At 54.2% G+C, this 17,001-nt stretch carries 18 protein-coding genes; 10 read left to right on the top strand and 8 right to left on the bottom strand.

Translation table 11 applies throughout. The features are described from left to right. Window positions 1-298 precede the first annotated feature (298 nt). The 5 genes from ORG26_RS23375 (at window position 299) to ORG26_RS23355 (ending at window position 6,398) form a co-directional block, all read left to right on the top strand. Entirely contained in the window at window positions 299-958 is a 660-nt protein-coding gene (locus ORG26_RS23375) for a hypothetical protein (RefSeq protein ID WP_266366106.1), read from the top strand. A gap of 290 nt (window positions 959-1,248) precedes the next feature. Next, window positions 1,249-2,403, top strand: coding sequence for a BamA/TamA family outer membrane protein (locus tag ORG26_RS23370; protein WP_266366104.1), 1,155 nt, complete (start codon window positions 1,249-1,251; stop codon window positions 2,401-2,403). Window positions 2,404-2,464: 61 nt separating this feature from the next. Then, window positions 2,465-3,334 carry a LytR/AlgR family response regulator transcription factor gene (locus ORG26_RS23365; protein WP_266366102.1) on the top strand — a complete coding sequence of 290 codons (870 nt, stop codon included), beginning with the start codon at window positions 2,465-2,467 and terminating at the stop codon, window positions 3,332-3,334. 147 nt (window positions 3,335-3,481) lie between these two features. Continuing rightward, window positions 3,482-5,662: a TonB-dependent receptor gene (locus tag ORG26_RS23360; protein ID WP_266366100.1), complete on the top strand. Its 2,181-nt coding sequence runs from the start codon at window positions 3,482-3,484 to the stop codon at window positions 5,660-5,662. A gap of 85 nt (window positions 5,663-5,747) precedes the next feature. Further along, complete coding sequence (locus ORG26_RS23355; RefSeq protein ID WP_266366098.1) at window positions 5,748-6,398, top strand: hypothetical protein; 651 nt, start codon at window positions 5,748-5,750, stop codon at window positions 6,396-6,398. 150 nt (window positions 6,399-6,548) lie between these two features. On the opposite strand, the gene ORG26_RS23350 is transcribed toward ORG26_RS23355, so the two are convergent. The 4 genes from ORG26_RS23350 to ORG26_RS23335 all read right to left on the bottom strand — a co-directional run bounded on the left by ORG26_RS23350 (window position 6,549) and on the right by ORG26_RS23335 (window position 9,060). Beyond that, a complete protein-coding gene (locus ORG26_RS23350; RefSeq protein WP_266366096.1) occupies window positions 6,549-7,085 on the bottom strand; it encodes a DinB family protein in 537 nt (178 codons plus the stop codon). A 109-nt stretch (window positions 7,086-7,194) separates the two neighbouring features. After that, window positions 7,195-7,563, bottom strand: a complete 369-nt coding sequence (locus tag ORG26_RS23345) for a VOC family protein (RefSeq protein ID WP_266366094.1) — start codon at window positions 7,561-7,563, stop codon at window positions 7,195-7,197. 289 nt (window positions 7,564-7,852) lie between these two features. Continuing rightward, window positions 7,853-8,413, bottom strand: a complete 561-nt coding sequence (locus ORG26_RS23340) for an RNA 2'-phosphotransferase (protein WP_266366092.1) — start codon at window positions 8,411-8,413, stop codon at window positions 7,853-7,855. A 398-nt stretch (window positions 8,414-8,811) separates the two neighbouring features. Further along, window positions 8,812-9,060: a hypothetical protein gene (locus ORG26_RS23335; protein WP_266366090.1), complete on the bottom strand. Its 249-nt coding sequence runs from the start codon at window positions 9,058-9,060 to the stop codon at window positions 8,812-8,814. Window positions 9,061-9,442: 382 nt separating this feature from the next. Here ORG26_RS23335 and ORG26_RS23330 point away from each other — a divergent pair, with 382 nt between their 5' ends. Beyond that, complete coding sequence (locus ORG26_RS23330) at window positions 9,443-11,509, top strand: TonB-dependent receptor (protein WP_266366088.1); 2,067 nt, start codon at window positions 9,443-9,445, stop codon at window positions 11,507-11,509. A 147-nt stretch (window positions 11,510-11,656) separates the two neighbouring features. On the opposite strand, the gene ORG26_RS23325 is transcribed toward ORG26_RS23330, so the two are convergent. Then, window positions 11,657-12,028 carry a DoxX family protein gene (locus ORG26_RS23325; RefSeq protein ID WP_266366086.1) on the bottom strand — a complete coding sequence of 124 codons (372 nt, stop codon included), beginning with the start codon at window positions 12,026-12,028 and terminating at the stop codon, window positions 11,657-11,659. Window positions 12,029-12,092: 64 nt separating this feature from the next. Further along, on the bottom strand, window positions 12,093-12,995 hold the full coding sequence (locus ORG26_RS23320; RefSeq protein WP_266366084.1) for a pirin family protein: 903 nt from the start codon (window positions 12,993-12,995) through the stop codon (window positions 12,093-12,095). Between the two features lie 148 nt (window positions 12,996-13,143). Between ORG26_RS23320 and ORG26_RS23315 the strand changes: the two genes are divergently transcribed. Then, the gene (locus tag ORG26_RS23315) at window positions 13,144-13,509 is read left to right on the top strand and encodes a winged helix-turn-helix transcriptional regulator (RefSeq protein WP_266366083.1); all 366 of its coding nucleotides are present in this window, start codon (window positions 13,144-13,146) and stop codon (window positions 13,507-13,509) included. Between the two features lie 59 nt (window positions 13,510-13,568). Next, entirely contained in the window at window positions 13,569-14,126 is a 558-nt protein-coding gene (locus ORG26_RS23310; protein WP_266366081.1) for a putative glycolipid-binding domain-containing protein, read from the top strand. A 61-nt stretch (window positions 14,127-14,187) separates the two neighbouring features. Here ORG26_RS23310 and ORG26_RS23305 read toward each other — a convergent pair whose 3' ends face one another. Further along, entirely contained in the window at window positions 14,188-14,880 is a 693-nt protein-coding gene (locus ORG26_RS23305) for a DUF2461 domain-containing protein (RefSeq protein ID WP_266366079.1), read from the bottom strand. A gap of 141 nt (window positions 14,881-15,021) precedes the next feature. Here ORG26_RS23305 and trpS point away from each other — a divergent pair, with 141 nt between their 5' ends. After that, entirely contained in the window at window positions 15,022-15,996 is a 975-nt protein-coding gene (gene trpS, locus ORG26_RS23300; RefSeq protein WP_266366077.1) for a tryptophan--tRNA ligase, read from the top strand. Between the two features lie 198 nt (window positions 15,997-16,194). On the opposite strand, the gene ORG26_RS23295 is transcribed toward trpS, so the two are convergent. Beyond that, a complete protein-coding gene (locus ORG26_RS23295) occupies window positions 16,195-16,377 on the bottom strand; it encodes a hypothetical protein (protein WP_266366075.1) in 183 nt (60 codons plus the stop codon). Here ORG26_RS23295 and ORG26_RS23655 point away from each other — a divergent pair. Then, on the top strand, window positions 16,291-16,881 hold the full coding sequence (locus ORG26_RS23655) for an alpha/beta fold hydrolase (RefSeq protein ID WP_407704837.1): 591 nt from the start codon (window positions 16,291-16,293) through the stop codon (window positions 16,879-16,881). The genes ORG26_RS23295 and ORG26_RS23655 overlap by 87 nt on opposite strands. Window positions 16,882-17,001: the final 120 nt, after the last annotated feature.

Here is a 17,001-nt window from a genome sequence, read left to right as displayed (position 1 = left end):
ATGTAAGCCAGACGTCCAATGCAAAAAAAAGATTTGTTTGTTGTAGGGGTTTATATCGTTGGTTCATAGCAGGAGAAACCGCTTTCTATAATACACTAATTATAGGGATGCAAAGGCCGGGCCAGTTTACAAACAGTGTACAAAATAAATTACCTAAGATGAAAGCGTAATCAGTTCTACTGGGGAACAACTGGCGAGATAAAGGTTGATTTTGCGTATATAACATGTAAGTTCTTGGACTGATAGTTGCAAGCTAGCTGGTATTTTATTATGTTAAAACTCTCAATATACATATAATATGTTGCAAAGTATTCGTAAAGATGTGATTGTGAGTTTAATTACATCGTTTATAGTTTTTGCCTTTATAAATCCTATCTCAAATTTTATATTTGAGATCCTAAAAAATTTTTTTGCTGATTATCTAGATGGCGCTTATTCTAATGCTTCGCTGGGCCAGAGGAATTGGATTGATTTTCTAGTTTACTTTATGATACATATTGTCGGTTTTGCGATTCTCTTTGATTCTTTCGCGAGTTCTGTTCGAAGGAGAAAGCGCGCAGATAAACTTAGGAATGAGCGTCGAAAAGAACGTGAAATAAAGGATAGTGAAGAACTTCGACGTATATCGAAAGAAAGTATTAAAGATTTAGAAACGCAAATTGCACAGTTAGACAGAAGATTAAAGTTTTATGATTGGAGTTTTTATATTACTACGTTTATTGGTGTTATAACTCTTATAGCTAGCGTGTTTTCAGCTTACGTCGATTTACAAGTGAATTCATCATTTAATCGTAGTTTAAACGCTATTGCGCCATATATTTCAGACTACGAGGAGGAAGTTTTAAAGTCAAAGTGGGCATTAATGAAGAGTCGTAAAGACTACGTAGAGATAAACAAAATACTTAATGATATGGGTAAAAGAAATAAAGTGTCTCTACCTGATGTCCTATTTGAATAAGTATTTCGGACGCTAAAGTGTATAGGCTTTTTGGCACATCGCCGCTCCACAGTCTGCTCCAAAAGAATTAACATGGCGGTTTTGGCCTGTCCTGTCCCCTATAAAATGAGCCATGCTAAGTAAAGGTAATTAAAGAAAAGGCAGTTGGGAGGCACAAGCGACCGAAGGGTTTGAGGTTTGGTCGATGAGAAGCCCTGGTATGGCTTTCTACAAGGCTCGACCCGGAAAGCCGAAAGTCGTTGCCCCACGAAAGGCAAAAATGGTTTAACCAAAGTTTGCCTTCGCTGGTTATGGTTTTAATGAAACCCGCGGCCTCTCTTTTTCTGCTTCTTTTCCTATCCGTCGATGTCTGGGCACAGGATGCGCCCGCCCGGAAGTGGTGGCACCGTTTTCACCCGGACTCGCTCCTGAAACGGGACGTTAAGTTTATTCCCATTCCGGTGATTCAGTCGAGCCCCGAAACGGGTCTGAAGGGCGGGCTGGCGATCGATTATTTCTTCAATACGGGCAGCAGCGATTCGACCCGGCCCACCCGCGACTCCTACGCCTGGGTGCAGGCCCTGTACAGCACCCGCCGCCAACTGATTCTGGAGCCTTTTTGGCAAATCTACACCCGCGACGAACGGTACTTCCTGCGCGGACGCGGCGGCTATCTCGATTTTTCGGAATACGTCTGGGGCGTAGGGCAGGAGACGGTCGATAAAAAGGCGTACGACAATGTGCTCTACAACCGGATCTACCTGCAAACGAAGGTGCTTCGTAAACTGTATGGCCGCACCTTTCTCGGCGTGAACTACAACTACAGCGATACGCGGAACATTCGCTTTCCCGCCGGGTCCGACATACTGCCGACCCTCCAGTCAGGCACCGGTGATACGCCGGGCCTGACGCAAAGCCGCGTTTCCGGGCTGGGTCCGAACATCGTTTTCGACTACCGGAACAATGCCTTCAGTCCGACGCAGGGCTGGTATGGCGAGTACGCCGTGCATTTCTATACCGACGAACTGGGCAGCGGCCACCGCTACACCGAACACCAGCTGGATGTCCGGAAATACTTCCCCTGGCGGGGTCGCAACCTGCTGGGTTTTCAGGCCGTGGCGCATCTGAACGAGGGCGCGGTGCCCCTGCGCGAACTGCCCCGGCTGGGTGGGCCTTTCATCATGCGCGGCATGATTTCTGGCCGGTACCGGGACCGGCAGATGGTGGCTGCGCAGGCAGAATACCGCCGGGCGTTCAACCGCTTTCTCGGTGGGGCCGTCTTCGGGGCGGTGGGGGGCGTGGCGCCGACCCTGGCCGGATTGGCTGATGCGAAAGCCCAGGTTACGGGCGGGGCCGGTCTGCGGCTGCTCCTCAACCGGAAGAAAAACCTGTATGCGCGGGTGGACCTCGCTACGTCTTCGGATCGCAACCTGGCGGTCTATTTTCGGGTGATGGACGCGTTCTGAATTGGGCAAACGCCGCTTTCAGCGTATATTGCGCCGCCCGTACAACGGGTTTTTCCGACTCATGCTTACCAAAATCAGCCAGTTTTTTAACCGCCCGTTAGCCGAAGACTTCAGTTTCCGTTATCAGTTTCGGCTGGCGCTGCAGGCGGGGTTTTACGTGGCGTTGCTCCTGTTTTTTCTCGGTGGTCCGCCGGACGCGAGCCGGGTGCTCAGTGCGGGCCTCTTTGGATTGGGCTGTTTTGCGGCCACGGTTCTGGCCAACTGCCTGATTCCGGCTCTACTGCCCCGTATTTACAATGAAGAAAGTTGGACCGTGTGGCGGCAGATTCTGCACACGCTGTTTGTGCTTTTGTGCATTTCGGCGGTCAACCAGACGCTGTTGTGGGCCCTAAACCAGAGTCGCCCGCCATTCTGGGCCATGTACGTGTACGTAACGGTGATTGGCTTTTTTCCGATTACCCTCGGTGTACTGCTCATGGAACGGCGGCGCCTGAAACGGAACATCGAACACGCCCGGACGGCCAACGAGCAGATCGACCGGCTTCACCACCCGGTTCCGGAAGTGGCCGACGAGATGCCCGAGGTCCTGGAACTGGTTTCCACTAACGGTAAAGAGCGACTGAGCCTGCTCCCGAATCAACTGTTGTACGTCGAATCCACCGGGAATTATGTGGAGGTCCACTACCTGAATTTCATGTTTCCCCAAACGGCCACGCTCCGCAGCACCCTCAAAGAAATCGAGGAGGCACTGGCCAACCAGCCGCAGTTTCTGCGCTGCCACCGGGCGTTTATCATCAACCTGAAAGCGGTCGAGAAAACGGAGGGAAACGCCCGCGGTTACCAGCTTACCCTGAGCGGCTCGCAGCGGCAGATTCCGGTCTCCCGTTCGTACCTGGAGGCGTTTGACGAGCGGATGCAGGCACTTTCGTAGCTTCCCATTCGTCCCAAAATGTGCGTTTCGTCCCAAAAAACGTACATTTGTCCCTTCCCGTTTGTCAAGCGTCCCACGCTCTTGCGGGAGGCTTCCCGGCTCCCCAATTTTGGGTCAACGATTCACCAACCGCACTCGTTGACTTTTATGATTCGCCTTACAATTACCCTCCTCGTCGTTCTGGCCGCTCTGCTGATCCGGCCTTATGAACTCTTCGCCCAGACCCGGATTACGGTTTCGGGGAAGGCGACCTACAACGGCATCCGGCCGCTCCCGGGCGTCAGCATCACACTCGATGGCACCTACGACGGAGCCACGACCAACGAGAAAGGGGAGTTTCATTTTGAAACCGAAGAGACCGGCCCCTTCACGCTGTCGGCCAAAGTCGGCGGGTTTGTGGATGTGGTGCAGAACGTCACGCTGGAAGCCGGCAAGCCGCTGCGCCTGAACGTCGTCTTTACGACCAAAGCGTTTTCGTTGAACGACGTGGTGGTCCGCCCGCGGCTCTTCGACCTCAACGATAAGAATAAATTTACCACCCTGTCGCCGCAGGACATTCTGACCACGGCCACGGACGGAAACGTCAATTCGGCCCTCAAAGCCCTGCCGGGTGCGCAGGCGGTGGGCGAGAGCGGGGACCTGTTTGTCCGGGGCGGGACCGGAACCGAAACAAAGGTGTTTATCGACGGCCTGCAGGTGGCCAATTTCAACCAGAGCGGCCCGACCAACCTTTCCACCCGCAGCCGTTTTGTGCCGGGCATGTTCAAAGGCACGTTCTTCACGACGGGCGGTTATTCGGCGCAGTATGGGCAGGCGCTTTCGGCCGCGGTGATGCTGGAGACGGAGGATGTGCCGACCAAAAGCAGTGCCGAATTCATGATTTCGCCGGTGCTGGCCAGCGGCACGGTGCAGCAGCTCAGCCGCGACCGGAACACCGTTTTCGGCGGCGGGCTTCAGCATACCAATCTGAACCTGTATCGGGCTATCGACCCCGGTGTCGTTCGCTTTACCCGCAATCCGCAGTTCTGGGACGGTAATGTCTTTCTCCGCCGTAAAACCCAATCCGGCGGCGTCCTGAAAGCGTTCGTCAACGGCGGATACAGCCGCATGGGCCTCGACCGGGATAACCTGGACTATGCCGGCGTAACCAACCGGATTGGCCTGACCAACCAGAATCTCTACAGCAACCTGACCTACCGGCAGCCGCTGAAAAATGGCTGGAAGCTGCAGGCCGGCGCGTCGTACGGCTATAACCGGGACCAGACACGGGTTGGACTGCGGTTCGAAAACGGGGTTCGGCCCGATTCCAGCCTGGCTACTACGGACGAATCGACGCTGGGGCAGGGGCGGGCGGTTTTCTCCAAACTGGTGCTGCACCGGACGCGGCTTTTTATCGGCGGCGAATACCAGTACGTTACTGAGCGGCGCAACAATACCGGTTTTACGGACCATTACGCCGCGCCGTTTGTCGAAACCGAATCGTACCTGACCGACCGGCTGTCGGTGCGGGCGGGGCTGCGGGCCGAGTATTCGTCCCTGCTCGACCGGGCCAATGTGGCTCCCCGGCTTTCGGTGGGGTATACGACCGACGAACGGGGCCTGCTGTCGCTGTCGTACGGACGCTTTTTCCAGAAGCCGGACCGCCAGTTCCTGTTGCAGAATCAGAACCTGAGCTACACGGCCGCCAACCACTACATCGTTAGCTACCAGCGCCTGACGGGCGACCGGACGTTCCGGACGGAAGTGTTCTACAAAAATTATTCAGGTCTGGTACGGACGCTGGACCGGACGGATAACGGCGGACACGGCTACGCCCGGGGTTTCGAAGTGTTCTGGCGTGACCGGAAGTCGCTGCGGGGCGTGGATTACTGGGTTTCCTACTCGCTGCTCGACACCAAACGGCAGTTTCTGGATTACCCGACGCTGGCCCGGCCCCATTTCGCGGCGCGGCATACGGGTTCGCTGGTCGTGAAGCGGTTTTTTCCGGGCTTAAAAATCAACGCGGGATTGACTTACACCTATGCTTCGGGTCGCCCGTTTGCCAATCCGAACCGGCCCGTCGCTGAATTCATGACCGACCGGACGATGGATTACCACAACCTCGGCCTGAATCTGGCCTATCTGCCGAAAATCAAGAATACGTATTCGGTGGTAGTGCTGACCGTCAGCAATGTCCTGGGCAACCGGCAGGTGTTCGGGTACCAGTACTCAGCGACGAACCCGGCCCGCCGCGAGGCCATTGTGCCCACCAGCAACCCGTTCATTTTCCTCGGTTTCATCACCAGCCTGGGCATCGACCGGCGGCAGGAAATCATCAACGCCCAGTAAACCGGTTTTCTGTTTTCTGTTTTCCGTTGCTTTTGCCATTTCAACCATTATTAACCATTCAAACCATAATAACCAGTTCAAAATCATGAAAACCATCTCAGCCTTCGTTTTTGCCCTCATTTTTACAGTCAGTTTCGCTTTCGGTCAGTCGGATAAGTACCAGAAGGCGATGGAAAAGGCCGTGGCCCAGTTTGATACCGCCCGCTCCGCCGCCGCCATTCAGACCTCCATGAACCAGTTCGAACGGATCGCCAATGCGGAAAAGAACCAGTGGTTGCCGTACTATTATGCGGGCATGTGCGCCATGCGAATGGCCAATCGGGACGACAAGACGAAGATCGATTTCTGGGCGGAAAAGTCGGATGTTTTTGCGGCGAAGGCCGATTCGGTGGGGGGCGACAAGTCGGAAGTGCTCGTTTTGAAATCCCTGAACGCGCTGGCCCGGATCAACGTCGATTTCATGAGCCGGGGACCTCAGTACGTCGGCCAGGCGATGCAGCTGTTGCAGGATGCCCGGAAAGCGAACGCCGATAACCCGCGCGTGCCGCTGATTCTGGGGCAGGTCAAGCTCAGCTCACCGGAAGGCTTCGGTGGCGACAAGGCGGGCGGCTGCCAGTTGATTGGTCAGTCGCTGGCCCTGTTTGAAAAAGCCCCGCAAGGCGGAACTCTGCCGCACTGGGGCAAGGAAGATGCCCTGCGAGTGCAGAAAAAATGCGGGGAGATGGCCGGAAAATAGGGCCGGTCGTCCCGGTTCCAACCGCAGGTGCGCGGGATTGGCGATTGGATTATGTGCCCGTGGCCGGTGTCCGCACCGGCCACGCTGAAAACGGGCCACTTGGCGAAGTTAATTCGACAGGTCTTTGATTTCTTTACGGATAAGCAATCATTAGTGAGGCATTTTTGTAAGCAGATCACTAACCTGACCGTTGTGCCGGTTCAGGTGGAAACGTAAGAATTCAATGCGTTGCTGAAAATCCAAAGGTCCTGAAATTGGGTGCGGGTGTGCCTGCAATCTCCGTTCATCGTCCTGTAGGTCTTCGCCGAATGCGCTCAGGACTTCCTGCAGGCTGCTTAGGGAGGACCGCCAGAAGGATAAGGTGCCGCCAAGCCGGGGCGCCGCCACGGCCGGCACTTTTTCCTTAGGCTGCCAGGTCAGATCAACCACCTGTTCGATGGGCATGTCCTTGTGAATCGAATCATACGTGCGGACCATACTCCCATTTCTGACGGCGTGCAGGGTTTTCCACATGCCAAGAATACCCCCTTGTTCTGCCCAGAAAAGATGTTCGGTGATTTCTACGATAGTCCAACTGTCAGGGTCAGGCTTCCAGCCCGCCTGAATCTCGGTAAGGCCGGATATGTTGTCGAGGTATGAAGTCCGGGCGATGGCTACGTCCTGGATAAGCTTTTGAACCGTATTCAATGGAAGTACAAATGTTGGGTTTACAACTATCAGTCCATTATTGCCAACACATTGTTAGCGGTTAGACGTTCTTCACGACCGTCTAATTTGCTTATTTTTTGTTGTAAGCTTAGTCAGTTGCTTCCCAAAGTTGAATTTTGTTTCCTTCTCCGTCAAGAATGTGGATAAACTTGCCATAGTCGTAAGTTTCAATTTTGTCCACTATTGTTACTCCTTCTTTTTTTAGTTCGTCAACAAGTGCTTCCAGGTTTTCTACTCGATAATTTATCATGAAGTCCTGATCAAAGTACGTTGAATCTTGTGCAAAAGGTGTCCATTGCGTTTGAGCCTTTTTGGTGCTGTCTGGACTTTCATACCACTCAAAAGTCGCACCGTAAGGATTAGTGTCAAGCCCAAGGTGTTTCTGGTACCATTCTGTTGCTGCTTTTGGGTCTTTGCATTTAAAGAAAACGCCCCCTATTCCTGTTACTCTCTTCATTTTGTTATTGTTGTTATTGTTTATCCCGTGATTGTATTAACCGCGAAACCTCAACAAAAGGCTATCGCAGGTGTCAAAATTATTGAATTTGATTTCTTTTTTACATCAAATCAATTGGCAGTTATTTAAATTTACGGTCTTTCTTTCCGCTTACCGGTGAAGTGAAACGGCTTTGCGATGTTGTGGTATTCTATGTTCCATCAATTTGAATTTATTAAAAAGGTTAATTAATAATCATTTTTTTGTACTTGATTATCAACACCATGTTGCAAACCCGATGTGCCTGCTGTTAATCTCTCTCGTTATATCGATTCAAATACTTTGCCGGCACATTGTCCGTCAACCAGACACCATTGTCTGAAAGGAAGAATTGAAAATTTTCATTGTACATTTCCTCCGCAAACACTCTAAGCACAACGGGCTTTCCATGCCGTTGCCCAACCTTGATTGCAGTTTCTGAGTCCCTACTCAAATGAACATACTGCCTGCTTTGCTTTTTAAGTCCTGAGTCAAGTATTGATTGAACGGAATTTTCGCTTGTTCCATGAAATAGTATTTGGGGAGGCTTTTGGCTATTATTTCCTAACTCAATGTCAAATGAATGCCCCTGGCTGGCTCGAATCCTTTCATAGGTATCGTTAAAAGCAAATCGTTTCTTTGAGTTCGTTGCAACGAGGTGATTTAAAGTTTCTCTGTCGAACCGTATTCCGTGGGCGTTTGCTTTTTGAATGAGATCATTGACGTCTGCCCAGCCATTTTGATCAAGTTGAATCCCAATTGCTGCGGGTTGGTGTCTTAATACAAAACTTAAAAATTTGCTAATCCTGGTTAGCTCCTTATCGCTTATCATTTCTGTCAAACTCTGAAAAAATCAACAGTAATACGTTGGCTTTTGAATGCAGGTCACGAACAGGGCTTGCCGACGTATCGGCATTAGTATTACGTCAACTTAACTTTATTGCCTTAGTTCAATTGTGTCCTATTATTTGGCGCATATCCTTTAACCTGTACATTGAGAAAACCTTGGTACCTGCCTTTAGTATTATCCATCTATTAATATTCCATTAGCTTTATAGTCGATAAAGTCTACTGTTACATGGTGACTTTCGTCATGAACGGTCGTAAAAACCATGTTCCATGTCCATGGTCTGATCTCAATACAGGGAATCGTAATACAGACAAGTTCAAACTCTTTATTGAAATCTTCAATTACAAACTCTTCTTTCCAGTTGCGAAACTCGTCCTCGATCAATGGTTTAATTTTGTCAATGTCTGATTGAAGTTGGACTGTAAATCCCGATAGAATTGCTTTTGTTCGTTGGTCGGGCCATTTTTGTCAGCCTGTATGATATATTCAATGTCATTGCCAGTCGGAGCAAAATGCCCTTTGCCTTCGAAGTAGCCTTTTGAAGCATCTTTAAAGTCTACCAAACGTAAAGCACCAAAAAAGTCATCGTTTACAATTGCTGGCTTCTTAAATAAATCAAACAGCCCCATAGCAGAGTGGTTATGTAACGGCAGATAACTCGCCAATAAAAGCAAGTTTGCCGCTCGCCGAAAGATTGAAAAAAATCGTCAAGTAACCAACAATTCCGCCCTAAAGCCCTGTACGGTCTGATCGACACCGGGTTATCTTCCAATCGCGGGCGATCATTGGACTATTGACAATACAATATACGTGATAGGGCTGGCCGGGACTAAATCGGGGTGAAGTCATTGAATCCCGAAGGAATCGGAGATTTTCCCCGGTAAAGGGGGCACTAGCGGGCGCGATGCCAAAGACGAATGCCCAAAGGCGGTGTGCAGGAAAAGCGAAAAGCCACCGCCGCCGTCCGTCCGACCCCGCTTTCTGCCTACCTTTGCGGGAATCTTAACCTGTATGCTTAAAGCCACATTTCCTTTTTTCGCCCTGCTTCTCTCCGTAACGGGACACGCCCAGACGCTGGAAACCGATACGCTTCGCCTGAACGAGGTGACGGTCCGCGCTTTTGAAAGCAACCGCCGACTGCTCGAAACGGCCGCGCCGGTGAACCTGCTCGGCCGCCGGGATTTACAACAACGCTTTGCCGGAACGCCCACGCTGGTGCCCGCCATGAATACCCTGCCCGGTGTCCGGATGGAAGAACGCTCGCCGGGCAGCTACCGGCTGAGCATCCGGGGCAGCTCGCTCCGGTCGCCGTTCGGGGTGCGCAACGTCAAGGTGTACTGGAACGACCTGCCCCTGACCGATGCGGGCGGCAATACCTACCTGAATGCCATCGATATCCGCTCTCTTGGGCGTGTGGAAGTAATTAAGGGCCCGGCAGGCAGCCTTTACGGAGCCGGAACGGGCGGTACGCTGCTGCTTTCGGGATTGAACGTGCCAGCCGGAGCGGGCCGCGCCGAAGTCGGGACGCTGGCGGGTTCGTACGGACTCTTTGGTCACCAGTGGACGGTACAGAGCGGCAAGGGAAATAATGCCCTTTCGCTGAATTACAACCATCTGCAAAGCGACGGCTACCGGCAGAACAGCAGCGCCGTTCACGACAACCTGAACCTGATGGCGACCTTCCGGGTGAGCCCCGACCAGTCGATTTCGGTGCTGGGCTTTTATTCCGACCTGAATTACCGGACGCCGGGCGGGCTGAACGAAGCACAGTACCGGGCCGATCCGCGGCAGGCGCGTCCGTCTACGCGGACCGTGCCGGGCAGTGTGGACCAGCAGGCGGGCATTTACCAGAAAACGGGGTATCTGGGCGTTTCACACCTGTACCGGTTCAGCCAGCGGGTGCAGAACACGACCGTACTGTACGGCTCGCTGGTCGATTTCGCCAATCCGTTTATCACCAACTACGAAAAACGGGCCGATCAGGGTGTCGGGGGCCGCACAACCACCCAGGTTCAACTGCTGACAGAACGCCTGCCGACCGTGCTGACTTTCGGGGCTGAATGGCAGCATAACTTTACGATTACCCGCAACTACGGCAACCGGCGGGGCGTCCTGGATACGCTGCAAACCGACGACGAACTGAAAGCCACCCAGTCGGTGCTGTTTGCCCAGACGGAAACCGACCTGCCGCTGGGTTTCCGGTTGACGCTGGGCCTGAGCCGCAACGAGGTGGCCTACGGGTTTACGCGCTTTTCCACGGTGCCGGTCCGGACCCAGACCCGGGCGTTTGAGCCGGTCTGGCTGCCCCGCGTTGCGTTACTAAAGAAAATCGGAGAGACAATGTCGGTTTTTGGCAGCCTGAGTACGGGCTATTCCGCCCCGACGGTCGCCGAAATCCGCCCGTCCGAGCGGACGTTCAACACGACCTTGCAAGCCGAGCGGGGCGTTAACGCTGAAATCGGCCTTCGGGGCCGGATTCTGGACCGCTTGCAATTCGACGTGGCCGCTTACCGGTTTGCCCTGCGGGAATCCATCACGCGGCGCACGACGGAAGACGGGTCCGAGTTTTTTGTCAACGCCGGACGAACCGAACAACTGGGTCTGGAAACCCAACTGGCCTTTGACCTCGTCCGGCCGGGTGAGGGGCGGGTTCTGCGGGTGGCGAGGCTCTGGAATAACCTGACGCTGAACAACTACCGTTTTCGCGACTTCCGGCAGGGAGCTGCCGATGTGTCGGGCAACCGAATTACCGGTGTGGCCCCGACGGTCGTGGTCAGCGGCCTGGACCTTGAAATTCAGCCCGGTTTTTACGCCCACGTGACCCAGCAGTTTATCGACAGATTTCCGCTGACTGATGCCAACACGGTCCAGTCGGAGGTGGCGCGGCTGCTGAACGCCACGGTCGGTTTCCGGCGCGCTTTCGGGGCCTTCACGGTGGACGCTTTCGCGAGCGGCGACAACCTGCTCGACCAGACTTACAGCCTCGGCTACGACCTGAACGCGTTTGGCGGCCGGTACTACAACGCCTCCGCCCGGCGCAACTTCTCGGGCGGCGTACGGCTGGGCGTGCGGTTCTAGCGCCTGCGTGGGTGTTTGTCCCGTAGACCGGGCTGGGAGCCTGATCAGGCCGCTTGTTTAAGAGTGAACCTCCTGCCGGACAAAGGGTCGCCCCGGTCCGGCAGGAGGTTCTTTTGTTAGAGGTTTTCTAATATGAAATCCGCCCGGTCAGTTCAGGGTCGTTCGCTGATTGGGCAGGAAAATGTTCTTTTCCCGCAGAAACGCCGAAATCCAGAGCAGCACCAGCGGCGTAATGGCGTTCAGGGGAGCTCCGTGCGAAAGCTCGGTTGAAAGCGCCCCGGCAAAGTAGCAGGAGAGCAAGATAAAGCCCAGTTTCATGGTTTTGGGATACAGGTACAGCAGCGCGAAACCGATCTCCATCGCGGCCAGAAACGGAATGAAGTCGCCGACTCCGGCTTTGGTCAGGCCCTCCACCACATTAGGGGCCCGCATCAGCTTGAAAGCTGCGCTGAGGAGCGTCGTTCCGACCGATAAAACGGTGAACAGAATTGTTAAAATGCGTACTATTGAAGGTTTCATGGCAAACTGAATTTGGGTGAAAAATTGAATAAAACCCGTCTGGTATGACCGGAACGACCTTGAATTAATAGACAAACGCCTGCTCCCCGGGCAGGGTCGAAACGTGTTTCATCTTGCCCGCATGGTAGTCTCCGTAGAGCCGCATGATGTCGCGCTGGGTGTCGCCGATAAACGGCCCGTACGAAACGATGGGGTCGCCCTGCGGTTGTCCGGCGTAGAGCACAACCCGTCCGCCGGTCGGTCCGCCTTCCAGTTCGAGAGTGCTGTCAGCTTCCTCCGTCCGACGGTCCAGCCAGCCGACCTGATTTTCGGCCAGCGGCGTCTGTTCCTCCCCAACGGCGACACTTCCGCCGATCCCGTACAGAAAGGCGTTGAACGAAGCGGGGAGTTGGAGCGTCGTCCGGACGCCTGCTTTCAGTTGGATATCCGCCAGAATCAGCGGTACGTGGTTTTTCAGCGGGGAGGTCACACCGGCGAGCGAGCCGCTATACACACGGATTTCCAGGCCGTCGCCGAGCACTTTGGGCACGCTTTCCAGCGCCATGTCCTGCACCCGCGGCTGGGCCCAGCGGTCTTCTTTGGACAGCGTCAGCCACATTTGCAGCAGCCGCATCCGGCTTTTTTTGTCGATTGTTTCCGTGTGAATGATGCCGCTTCCGGCCGTCATCATCTGAAAATCCCCGGCTTTCATCCGGTGCTCGCCGTTGCCGAGTTCGCCTTCGATCAGGAGCGAAACCGTCTCGAAGCCCGCATGCGGATGCGGACCGCCCGCCGGTTTTTCGTCTTTTTTATCCAGCACGTCATCCATGAGCATGATGAACGGGTCGCTTTGCGCGAAGCCGGTCTGGATGACGGCCCGGGCCTGGTGACCGGCCCCCAGAAAGCCCGGCTCGGCAGCAGGCGAGTGAACAGTGACCAGTTTACGACGGATGGTCAGGTCGTTGGGTATCAGCGTTGTCGTTTCCATAATTTGAACAGTTCCCGTTTGTTGCCGCCCCGGCAAATTTTTCGGGCGATTGACGGAGAACTGAACAAAAGTAGCTACCTTTACTATACAATTGTAAGTACTATACTTTGTGTAAGTACTATACTCTAAGGAAGTAAAGCCGATAACGATGGAAAATCTCCCGGAACTGGAGCATTCTCAATGCAGGGGTATCCTGCGGCCGGTACGCGACGCCCTTGATATTCTGAACGGCAAGTGGAAACTGCCGATTATCGTGGCCCTGATGTTCGGCGAAAAGCGATTTGGAGAAATTGCCCGCGAAGTGCAGGGCATCACGGACCGGATGCTGTCGAAAGAACTGCAGGATCTGGTGATGAACGGGCTGGTCAAACGGACCGTCGAAGATTCGTTTCCCATCAAAGTAACCTACAAGCTCACGGAGCACAGCGAGTCGCTGAAAGAGGTGATCGAAGCGTTGCGGAAGTGGGGGGCGGACCACCGGACGTACCTCAGGCAGGAAGACAAGGTGTTGTAGAGTCAGTCTATCCCATTAGGCCGCGCGAAGGATTCCCGTGGCCTTCTTACCTTTTGGCTATGGACCAGGTTAACCATCTGCTCTGGCAGGCTCTCGAATGGACGGGTCTGGAGTATTTTACGCTGCGATCCGAATCGGGCGGCTGGCTGGCCGCGGGGCAGCTCGTTGGCTTGTACGAAGACAGGCCGTACTCGATTCGTTATCGGGTACAATTGGATTCCGGGTGGCAGGTGAAGGAAGCGGCTTTCTGGAACGGGCAGGAACCCCAGCCCTTTCTCCGGCTTTTTTCGGACACGAACGGCAACTGGTACGATCACGAAAAGAAGCCGCTGCCCCGGCTGAGCGGCTGCGTTGATGTGGACATAACCCTGACGCCCTTTACCAATTCGCTGCCCATCCACCGGCTTTCTTTTCTGCCCGATCAACCCCGGTCCATTGCCGTCGCTTACATTCAGCTACCGGAAGGAAAGGTTGATCGGGCCGAGCAGATTTACACGCAACGGGCGGCCGACCTGTATCGCTTCGAGCAGCCCGCCTTAAACTTCACGGCGGATATCCGGGTGGATGCCAACGGCTTTGTGACGGATTACCCGGACCTCTTCAGACGCCTATACTGACCGGATCGTCTGCCCGGTCAAAGGACACTTACCCGCCTTATTCCCAGTGCGTTGACACGCTTTACTCTTCGTCGAAAAAGAGGTAATTCAGGTAGTCGCAGTAGGGCTTGAGGAGCCGCATGCCTTTCAGAATTTCCTCGGCAAAACCGGGACTCAGGACTTCCCGGTCCGAATACCGGTGCATGAAAAACAGCTGTTTCCGGCGCAGCAGTTCGATTTCCGGATGATCGGCGGTGTAGCCTTTCGGGGCTGTTTTCATGGTTTCGCCCCAGATTTCCGGGAAGTACGCCTTAAAGTCGGGCGCTTCGATAATGCGTTTCAACTCATCCACATTGTAATCAATCTCCTGCCGGAACTTGGCCAGATGCTGCGGCGTGGGCTGCCACATGCCCGCGCCCAGCAACGTTTCACCGCCGGGCTGGATATGGACGTAATAGTCGATCCGGCCCGAGTGCCGCCCGCCGGGACCGATGGCAATGGCAAAATTGAGTTTGTAAGGCGATTTGTTTTTTGAAAAGCGGATGTCCCGGTTGATCCGGAAAATGCAATCTTTCACCTCTGTATTGGGCAGGGGCTGAAACAGTTCCACGCCCTGTAGCAGGCTGCGCACCAGTCCTTCCACTTCTGCTTTGGCGGCCTCGTACCGTTTGCGGTTTTCGGCGAACCACTCCCGGTTGTTATTGTCAGCCAGTTCACGCAGAAAGTCGAGTGTGGCGGCCGTAAGCTGGCCCTGGGTTACGGTTTTCGTTTTCATCGTGTTTCAAAGTTAGCGGGATTTGCCGAAGTTTGCGCACGACAAAAAAGAATGACTGAATGACTGATTGACCGAATGAAAGCAAGGAGGCAGTAATTCAGTCAATCAGTCATTCAGTCATTCAATCATTCAAAATTCTCAATGGCACGCATTCTCACCGGCATTCAAAGCAGCGGACGACCGCACCTGGGCAACATTCTGGGCGCGATTCGTCCGGCAATCGAACTTTCCAGGGAACCACAAAACGAATCGTTTTTCTTCATTGCCGACCTGCACTCGCTGACCAGCCTGCGCGACGGGCAGCAGCGCCGCGAATATACCCGGGCGGTGGCCGCTACCTGGCTGGCCTTCGGACTGGATACCGAAAAAAATACCTTCTGGCGGCAATCCCGCGTTCCCGAGCATACCGAGCTGGCGTGGTACCTGAACTGCTTTACGCCCAAGCCCATGCTGGAAAACGCCACCTCCTACAAGGATAAGATGGAGAAACTGGGAATTGCCAACACGGGCCTGTTTACCTATCCCGTGCTTCAGGCGGCGGATATTCTGCTCTACGACGCGAACATTGTGCCCGTAGGCAAGGACCAGAAACAGCATCTGGAAATGACCCGCGACATTGCCAGTTCGTTCAACCGCCAGTACGAAACGGACATTTTTGTGCTGCCCGACGCCCGCATCGACGAGCGACTGATGACCATTCCCGGCATCGACGGCCAGAAAATGAGCAAGTCGTACAACAACTACATCGACATTTTTCTGCCGGAAAAAGAGCTCAATAAGGTCATCAAGAAAATCCTGTCCGACTCCACGCCGCTGGAAGAACCCAAGAATCCGGACTCCGACATTACCTTCCAGCTCTTTTCGCTGCTGGCTTCCGAAACCCAGGTTGCCGAAATGCGGGAAAACTACCTTCGCGGCGGCTACGGCTACGGCCACGCCAAAAAAGCCTTGTATGAACTGATGCTGGACGTCTTTGCCGAACCCCGCCAGCGCTACGATTATTTCATGAACAACCCCGACGCCCTCGAAGCGGAACTCCAGCGCGGCGAAACCAAAGCCCGCGAAGTCGCCAGCCAGACGATTGCCCGCGTCCGCGAAGTGCTGGGATTTAGTTAATGATTGAATGTTGAATTTTGGCGGCGGTGGGGGTTGAATTTTGAATGATTGATAGGTTGATGGGGCGAGCGGAGCCAGTTATTCAGAATTCAACCCCGCGGCGGCCCTCCATCCAACATTCAACATTCAAAACTCAAAATTCAACATTCAAAATTTCCCCATCAACCCATCATGCCCACCTCGCTGCCTTTCCGGAATTCACATCTTGCTGCTTACCACTGGCCCGTCGACGAGGCGAAAGCCGTTCTGGCGATCGTGCACGGGTTTGGTGAACATGCGGGGCGGTACGCCCACGTGGCGCAGGCGTTCAATGAGCGCGGCTATGCCGTGACGGCCTGCGATTTGCCGGGGCACGGGCATTCGCCGGGGAAACGGGGGCATGTGGATGGGTACGAGGTGCTGCTGGACAGTGTGCAGGCGCTGCTGGATTTCACCCAGAGCCTGTATCCCGGTAAGCCGGTGGTGCTGCTGGGCCATTCGATGGGCGGAAACATTGCCGCTAATTTCCTGATCCGGCGGCAACCGGACGTTCGGGCGGCGGTCATCCAGGCGGCCTGGCTCCGGATGCCCTACGACCCGCCGAAACTGGAAATCTGGCTGGCCCGACCATGCGGGGTATTTACCCCTCGCTGCAGGTGTCGTCCAGGCTGGATGCTTCGGCCATTTCGTCGGACCCGGCCGTGGTGGAGGCCTACCGGAAAGACCCGCTGGTTCACGGAAAAATTACGCCGGGCTGGTTCTTCGGAGCCTTCGAGGCGCAGCAGTTCGCCATTGACCATGTGGCCCGGATCGGGGTGCCGACGCTGGTCATGCACGGCACCGGCGACCGGATTGCAGCCCCTTCCGGCTCGGCCGATCTGGCCCGCAACGGAGGCCCAAACCTGACCTACCGGGCCTGGGAAGGACTTTTTCACGAACTGCACAATGAACCGCAGCGGGCAGAAGTCCTGCAATTCATGGTTAACTGGGTGGATTCTAAACTTCAATAGACAGCAGAAAGAAAGA

This window comes from Tellurirhabdus rosea (assembly GCF_026278345.1).
GTDB lineage: Bacteria > Bacteroidota > Bacteroidia > Cytophagales > Spirosomataceae > Tellurirhabdus > Tellurirhabdus rosea.
Note: the sequence above shows the minus strand (reverse complement) of the source record. Positions and strands in the feature narration are given on the sequence as shown.